Consider the following 7063-nt stretch of genomic DNA (forward strand, 5'->3'; position numbering starts at 1 on the left):
GTCGTGCCGGTCTCGCACCAGCTGCCCATCTGGGTCACGCACCTCGCCCCCTCTCCCCAACCCACCCGCCACGACCCCCGCAAGCGCCGCTGCGCGCTGTCGAGCGTGTCGAGCTTCGAGCGGCCAGACGGCGCCGCCGGCGCGTCCCGCTGGGTCGAGGTGGCGTACGCCGAGCCGGCCGCGACCGCCGGAGCCGTCGACGTAGGAGCCGTCTGATGCGCCGAATCCTCTCGCTCGCCGTGACCGCGGCGCTGGCCGTGACACTGGCGGCATGCAGTGCCGACCCGCTCGCCGATCAGTACCGTGCCGGTGACAACAAGGGGTACATCGCCGCGAACGGCTTCCAGACGCAAGAGATCGCGCCCGACCAGCGCGGTGAGGCGGTCGAGTTCTCGGGGTCGCTCGACAACGGTTCGGCGGTATCCAGCGCCGATTTCGCCGGACAGGTGCTCGTGGTGAACTTCTGGTACGCTACGTGCGGTCCGTGCATCATCGAGGCCCCGCGTCTCGAGCAGGCCTATCAGTCGTTCGAGGGTCAGGGCGTGTCGTTCCTCGGGATCAACACCTACGACCAGCCCGCCACCGCGCTGTCGTTCGCGCGCGACAACGGGGTGTCGTACTCCAGCGTCATGGCCGTCGGAGACGCCGAACTCAAGCTCGCCTTCGCCGAGAAGACGCCGATCAACGCCACCCCCACGACCCTCGTGCTCGACCGGCAGGGCCGGGTCGCCGCCCGCGTGATCGGCGAGCTGCCCGAGGCGTCGATCCTCGATGCCATGGTGCGCCCCGTGCTCGCGGAGAGCGAGTTAACCCTGGAGCCCTCGTCTTCGACGGAGTACTGTGGCTCGCCCTGCCCGTCGCTCTCGCGGCCGGGCTGATCTCCTTCCTCTCCCCGTGCGTCCTGCCCCTCGTGCCGGGCTACCTGGGTTTCATCGGCGGATCCGTCGCGCCGCGCGGAGGCTCGGCATCCGCCCCCGGTCGCGGGCGCCTCGTCGGCGGGACGCTGCTGTTCATCGCCGGCTTCACACTCGTGTTCATGGCGGTGAACGTCCTGGGCGGCACCGTGGGCCTGTTCTTCCTGCGCTACGCCGACGTCATCACCCGCATCATGGGCGTCGTCATCATCCTGCTCGGACTGGTGTTCATCGGCCTCTTCGGCCTCGCCCAGCGCACCGTGCGGCTCCGGGCGCGCGGCAACCTCGGCCTCATCGGCGCTCCGCTGCTGGGCATCGCCCTCGGCGTGGGCTGGACCCCGTGCATCGGCCCGACGCTCGCGGCGATCCTGTCGGTGTCCTACAACATGGGCGACCCGGGGCGGGCCGCGCTCCTGGGCTTGGCGTATTCGCTGGGGCTCGGCATCCCGTTCCTTCTCCTCGCGGTCGGCTTCGGGTGGGCCACGCGCTCGGTGGCGTTCGTGCGGAAGCACATCCGCGTCGTGAACCTCATCGGCGGCGGCCTGCTCATCGCGCTGGGTCTGCTGATGGTGACGGGAGTCTGGGGCTCGTGGATGTCGAACCTGCAGGGGGTGATCGGCAGTGTCCAGCTCCCGCTCTGATCGAGGGAACACCGTGACCGAATCCACCGACGGCGTGCTCCGGCCCTCGGACCACGCCGACTCCGCGCCGCCCTCCGGCGACGACATCGCCTCGCCCCGCCTCGGGGTCGTGGGCTGGCTGCGCTGGGGATGGCGTCAGCTGACCAGCATGCGCACCGCCCTCGTGCTGCTGCTGCTGCTGGCCATCGCGGCGGTCCCCGGTTCGCTCGTGCCGCAGCGCAGTGCCGACCCGAACGGTGTCACGCAGTACTTCACCGACAACCCCGACCTCGCGCCGGTGCTCGACAAGCTCAGCCTGTTCGATGTCTACACCTCGCCGTGGTTCTCGGCGATCTACATCCTGCTGTTCATCTCGCTCATCGGCTGCGTGCTCCCGCGCACCAAGCACCACTGGAAGGCCCTGCGCTCGCAGCCCCCGCGCACGCCCGCGCGCCTCTCGCGACTGGACGATCACCGCACCGTCACCGTGCCGGTGCCGGCGGGGCAGGATGCCGCCTCCGTCGCGGCCGCGGCCGTCGACAGCGCCTCCGCGCAGTTGCGGAAGGCCGGCTACCGCGTGGCCCGTTACGACGGGCGCGGCACTTTCTCGGCCTCGGCCGAGCGCGGGTACCTCCGCGAGACCGGCAACCTCGTCTTCCACGCCGCGCTGGTAGGCGTGCTCATCGCCGTCGGCGTGGGCGGCGGCTTCACCTACACGGGCCAGCGCGTGCTCGTGGAGGGTCAGGCGTTCACCAACAGCCTGCTGGACTACTCCTCGTTCAACCCCGGCCGCTTCGTCGATAGCAACGCCCTCGCGCCGTACTCGATGACCCTCGACCGCTTCGACGTGCGCTACGTGCCGCCGGGGCAGCCCGGGTCGGGGCAGGCCGGCGACTTCGCCGCCAACGTCACGACCCTGACTCCCGACGGCGAGCGTCAGGACGGCCAAGTGCGCGTCAACCACCCGCTCGACGTGCAGGGCGACCGCGTCTACCTGCTCGGCAACGGGTACGCCCCCACGGTCACGATCCGCAACGCCCAGGGCGAAGAGGTCTTCCACGACTCGGTCGCCTTCCTCCCGCAGGATGCCAACATGACCTCGCTCGGCGTCGTCAAGGTCGCCGACGGGATGCCCGAGCAGCTCGGTCTCATCGGGTTCTTCTACCCGACGATGGACACCCTCGACAGCGGAGCACTCACGTCGACGTTCGGCGATCTCGAGTACCCCGTCCTGACGCTGCGCGTCTACGCCGGAGACCTCGGCATCGACGACGGCACCCCGCGGTCGGTCTACACCCTCGATCCCAGCGGCATGACGCAGATCGCCGGCGGCGACAGCGGGACCCCCGCCCTGCGACTCATGCCCGGCGAGACCCAGGACCTGCCGAACGGCCTCGGCACCATCACGTTCGAGAACGAAGCGCCCGCCGGGGCGACGGGATACCAGGGTTCGGTCAAGCGCTTCGCGTCGCTGTCGATCCACCGCGATCTCGCCGGCCCCTGGGTGCTCGGGTTCGCCACGCTCGCGACCCTCGGTCTGCTCGCGGCGCTGTTCGTGCCGCGTCGACGCATGTGGGTCAAGGCGACCCCGAAGGAGGGAGCGGTCCTCGTCGAGTACGCCGGTCTCGCCCGCGGCGAGGACCCCACTCTCGCCGCCGCCGTCGACCAGGTCGTCGAGCGCCACCGCCCCTCGCTTCCGGTCCCGGAAGATCAGACCCGCCCCGACACCGGAAAAGTAGACTGACACCATGCCCGGAACCGACCCGCTCCTCCTCGATGAGATCTCACTCCTTCTGGTGTGGACGGCCGTCGCGATCTACGTGCTCGCCTTCATCGCTTACGCGATCGACCTCGCACGGCGCTCCGACCTTGCGCTGAAGGCCAAGGACGAGGTCGTCGCGCGCGAACTCGTCACGGCGGGCGGCGGCGGTGTGCTCGGCGCGTCCTCGGGGTCGACGGCATCCGGGAACACCCCCGCGAAGCCGCGCTACCTGTGGGCACGCATGGGCACGGCCCTCACGGCCCTCGGCTTCCTCTTCCACCTCGCCGGCACCGTGCTGCGCGGAATCGCCGCCGAGCGCGTGCCGTGGTCGAACATGTACGAGTTCGCCCTGACCGGTGTGCTGCTGGTCGTCGCGGTCTACCTCATCGTGTTGACGCGCTTCGATCTGCGCTTCCTCGGCTCGCTCATCACCGGCCTCGCGGTCGTGCTGCTCGGCGGCGCGACGCTGGCGTTCCACGTCGACGTCGTGCCCCTGGCCGACCCGCTGAAGTCGGTGTGGCTCGTCATCCACGTCTTCGTCGCTTCGCTGGCCACCGCCCTCTTCGCCCTCGCGTTCGGTCTGTCGGTGATGCAGCTGCTGCAGACGCGGCGGGAGCGCAAGATCGCCGCCGCCGCCGCCTCGGATGCCGCCGCTCCGCGCCGCAGCTTCCTGCAGACGCTGCCGACCGCCGACGCCCTCGAGTCGCTCGCCTACCGCTTCGCGATCGTCGGCTTCATCTTCTGGACCTTCACCCTCATCGCCGGGTCCATCTGGGCCAATGACGCGTGGGGCCGCTTCTGGGGGTTCGACACCAAAGAGGTGTGGACCTTCGTCATCTGGGTCCTGTACGCCGGTTACATCCACGCCCGCGCGACGCGCGGCTGGCGCGGTACCCGCTCGGCCTGGCTGTCGATCATCGGCTTCGCCGCCGTGCTGTTCAACTTCACGATCGTCAACGTCTTCTTCAAGGGCCTGCACGCCTACTCCGGTTTGACGTCCTGACGCCCGAGCTCCCGCGGCGCGGGGAGAAAGACGCGGTGCAGCACCCCGTCGGGGTCGTAGCGGCGTGCCAGTTCGCGGACGCGCTCGCCGGTCGCGCCGGGGAACGCGCGGGCGAACGTCGCCTCTGACGGGTGGCTCTCGAAGTTTCGGTAGGCGCCGAGCGCGTGGGACCAGAGCGGCCGAGCCACGGCCGCGAGTTCGCCGGCTCCGCGGGGAGGAAACAGCGTCACCGTCACCAGCACCTCCGCGTCGCGGTGCCAGAACGCGGTGGCGTCGCGAGCGATGTCGGCCGCCGCACCGCCGACGCCCCGGACCTGCACGAAGGGCCCCGACGGGTGGCGAGCGATCTCGATGAGGGCGGGCGCGGACTCGGCGGTGAACGCCGCCAACAGCGCATTGGTCGTGGCGGACGGCTGCTGACCGACGTTGGCGTGCAGGTGCCCGGCCGGCACGAGATCGGTGTAGCGGGCATTCTGCAGTCCTCCGGCGTGCACCCCGGGTCGGGCGAGCAGAGGGGCGAGCGCTGCGTGGGCGCGAGGCGCATCGGTACCCGCGAAGACCGCGGTCAGGACCAGCACGAGCCGGCCGCCGGATGCCGCCAGCACGCCGCTCATCGTGAGCTCTCGCGGCGCAGCCTGCAGGAACCGTGACCACTCCACGAGCGCGCGGCCGTCGCGGTCGATCTCGATCACGACCTGCCCGACCTGGATGCCGGGGAGTTCCATCGCCTCGATGTCGAGGTCAGTGACCACGCCGACGAAGGAGCCGGCGCCGCGGACGGCCCACAGCAGGTCGGGGTTCGCCTCGTCCGCGCGCACCAGCTCACCGGACGGCAGGACGACGGTGGCCGCACGCACGTGGTCGATGGTCAGGCCGTACCGACGTACCAGCCAGCCGATGCCGCCCGCGGTGGCCAGGCCTCCGACTCCGACGTTGCCGTGATCGCCCGAACTGATCGCGAGCCCGTGAGGTGCCAGGGCGACGGCGATCTGCGCCCAGCGCGCGCCGGCGTCCACCCGGACGAGCCCGGTCGGGCGATCGAGGACCGTGACGGCATCCATTCGACTGAGGTCGACGACGATGCCGCCGTCGTTCGACGAGGTCCCCGCCAGTCCGTGGCCGCCACTGCGGATCGAGACCGGAAGATCGGTGCCGGACGCGTACGCCATCGCCTGCTGCACCTCGCTCGGTGAGCTCGGCAACAGGATCTGCGCCGGTGAGTGAGGGGTCGTGTAGGTGGACCGCAGGTACCGGTAGGCGTCGTCGGCCGGGGTGACGGTGACGAGCGAGGAGGGCAGCGTCGTCATCGGGCGCTCCGTTCTCGAGCGACGCTCGCTCTCACCGCGGGGACGACCTCGGTCGCGAAGAGCTCTGTCTGTCGCAGGGTGTCGCCGGTCGGCCAGAACACGAACGTGTCGAAGCCGAGGGTGACGACCGCGTCGGTCAGGAACGCGGTCCAGCCGGCGACGTCGCCGATCAGCCCCTGCCGGGCATCGTGGCGCGTGGGCGTACCCGCCGCGGTGAGGGTGCCGGTGACGTTGGAGAGGCGTCGGATGTCAGCCGGATCCCGCCCCGCGGAGCGAGCAGCCTCGTCGATCGTGCGCTGTTTCGCGGGCACGTCTGCGGGCGGAACGTAGACGTTCAGCGGCGAGACCCATCCGTCGGCCTTGCGTCCGACCAGTCGCAGCATGCGCGGCTTCTGTGCGCCCAGCCAGACGTGCGGCGGCTGCGCGGCGGCCGGGCCGGCGGAATACGACACGCGGTGTTCGTCATTGCCACCCTCGACATGCCCTCCGCGCAACGCTGCGCGAAGGATGCCCATCGCCGCGTCGCTGTAGGCGACCATCGCCGCGACTTCGCGCCGCGGCATCCCCATTCCGGCGATCGCGTCGGGGAACGGGCCGCCTCCCACCCCGAGCTGCACCCGTCCGCCGTTCAAGATCGAGAGCGTGGACGCCGCTTTGGCGAGCATCGCGGGCGGTCGCAGCTGCAGATCGGCGACGTCGGGCATGACCGTGATCCGGCTGGTCGCCGCGGACAGGTAGGTGAGCAGCGTCCAGGTATCGAGATGGGACGGCTGGTAGGCGTGGTCCTGCACGGCCAGGAGGTCGAGGCCCAGCGCGTCGGCGCGCTGGGCCAGCGCGAAGGCCTGATCGATGCCGTGGACCGTCGGGTCGATGCTCACGCCGAAGACCGGCTCGTGACCGTAGTCGGTCATGGGATTCCTCCGTATTTGAGATAGCGTCAAGTTACCGATCACTCGTAACTTGACGCCTCGTCAATTTATTCCGACCGGAGGACCGACCATGCGTGCCGACGCTCTGCGCAACATCGAACGCATCCGCACCGCCGCCGCTGCGGCGTTCGCCGAGCACGGCCTCGATGCCCCGCTCGACGACATCGCGCGGCGCGCCGGCGTGAGCGCGGGAACCATCTACCACCGGTTCGGAAGTCGCGAGGGTCTCATCGACGCCGTGGTGGCCGATATCGCCGCCGAGAAGCTCGCCGGTGCGATCACCGCCATCGTCGGCGACACGCCCTGGCAGCGCTTCGCCTCCTACGTCATGGCGCTGGGCGAGGCGCAGGCCACCGATCCCACGTTCAACGAGGTCATGGCGCGTCGGATCGCCGACGCCCCGGCGCTGAGCGCGGTCAACGGTCGTGCGGTGGCGCGCGGCGCGTCGCTGATGCGGGCTGCTCAGGCCGACGGCACTCTCCGCGAGGACGCCGAGCCCTCCGACCTCGACCGGCTGATCTGGCTCAA

The 7063-nt window shown here is 70.5% G+C and carries 7 protein-coding genes and 1 pseudogene; 6 read left to right on the forward strand and 2 right to left on the reverse strand.

The window, feature by feature from the left end; all coding sequences use genetic code 11:
- The 5 genes and pseudogenes from LQV45_RS14480 to ccsB form a co-directional block, all read left to right on the forward strand.
- Positions 1-216, forward strand: a pseudogene (locus tag LQV45_RS14480) (histidine phosphatase family protein); the annotation flags it as partial.
- Positions 216-878 (forward strand): TlpA disulfide reductase family protein, encoded by a 663-nt coding sequence (locus LQV45_RS14485; protein ID WP_230007633.1) that lies wholly within the window; start codon positions 216-218, stop codon positions 876-878. The pseudogene LQV45_RS14480 and the gene LQV45_RS14485, both read left to right, overlap by 1 nt.
- Positions 839-1555, forward strand: a complete 717-nt coding sequence (locus LQV45_RS14490) for a cytochrome c biogenesis CcdA family protein (RefSeq protein WP_230007639.1) — start codon at positions 839-841, stop codon at positions 1553-1555. Before LQV45_RS14485 ends, LQV45_RS14490 begins: the two co-directional genes overlap by 40 nt.
- A 13-nt stretch (positions 1556-1568) precedes the next feature.
- On the forward strand, positions 1569-3278 hold the full coding sequence (locus LQV45_RS14495) for a cytochrome c biogenesis protein ResB (RefSeq protein ID WP_230007634.1): 1710 nt from the start codon (positions 1569-1571) through the stop codon (positions 3276-3278).
- A 4-nt stretch (positions 3279-3282) separates the two neighbouring features.
- Positions 3283-4299 carry a c-type cytochrome biogenesis protein CcsB gene (gene ccsB / locus LQV45_RS14500; protein WP_230007635.1) on the forward strand — a complete coding sequence of 339 codons (1017 nt, stop codon included), beginning with the start codon at positions 3283-3285 and terminating at the stop codon, positions 4297-4299.
- On the opposite strand, the gene LQV45_RS14505 is transcribed toward ccsB, so the two are convergent.
- On the reverse strand, positions 4278-5606 hold the full coding sequence (locus tag LQV45_RS14505; protein WP_230007636.1) for an FAD-binding oxidoreductase: 1329 nt from the start codon (positions 5604-5606) through the stop codon (positions 4278-4280). The genes ccsB and LQV45_RS14505 overlap by 22 nt on opposite strands.
- Positions 5603-6517, reverse strand: a complete 915-nt coding sequence (locus LQV45_RS14510; RefSeq protein ID WP_230007637.1) for an LLM class flavin-dependent oxidoreductase — start codon at positions 6515-6517, stop codon at positions 5603-5605. Before LQV45_RS14510 ends, LQV45_RS14505 begins: the two co-directional genes overlap by 4 nt.
- 88 nt (positions 6518-6605) lie before the next feature.
- Between LQV45_RS14510 and LQV45_RS14515 the strand changes: the two genes are divergently transcribed.
- The coding region (locus LQV45_RS14515) for a TetR/AcrR family transcriptional regulator (RefSeq protein ID WP_230007638.1) at positions 6606-7063 on the forward strand (458 nt) is incomplete at its 3' end.

Source organism: Microbacterium sp. Bi128 (assembly GCF_918698205.1).

Excerpts from the sequence above, each read along its gene's own strand:
- LQV45_RS14510 (WP_230007637.1), bottom strand. The coding sequence starts at position 6,517 with ATGACCGACTACGGTCACGAGCCGGTCTTCGGCGTGAGCATCGACCCG.
- LQV45_RS14505 (WP_230007636.1), bottom strand. The coding sequence starts at position 5,606 with ATGACGACGCTGCCCTCCTCGCTCGTCACCGTCACCCCGGCCGACGAC.
- ccsB (WP_230007635.1), top strand. The coding sequence starts at position 3,283 with ATGCCCGGAACCGACCCGCTCCTCCTCGATGAGATCTCACTCCTTCTG.
- LQV45_RS14485 (WP_230007633.1), top strand. The coding sequence starts at position 216 with ATGCGCCGAATCCTCTCGCTCGCCGTGACCGCGGCGCTGGCCGTGACA.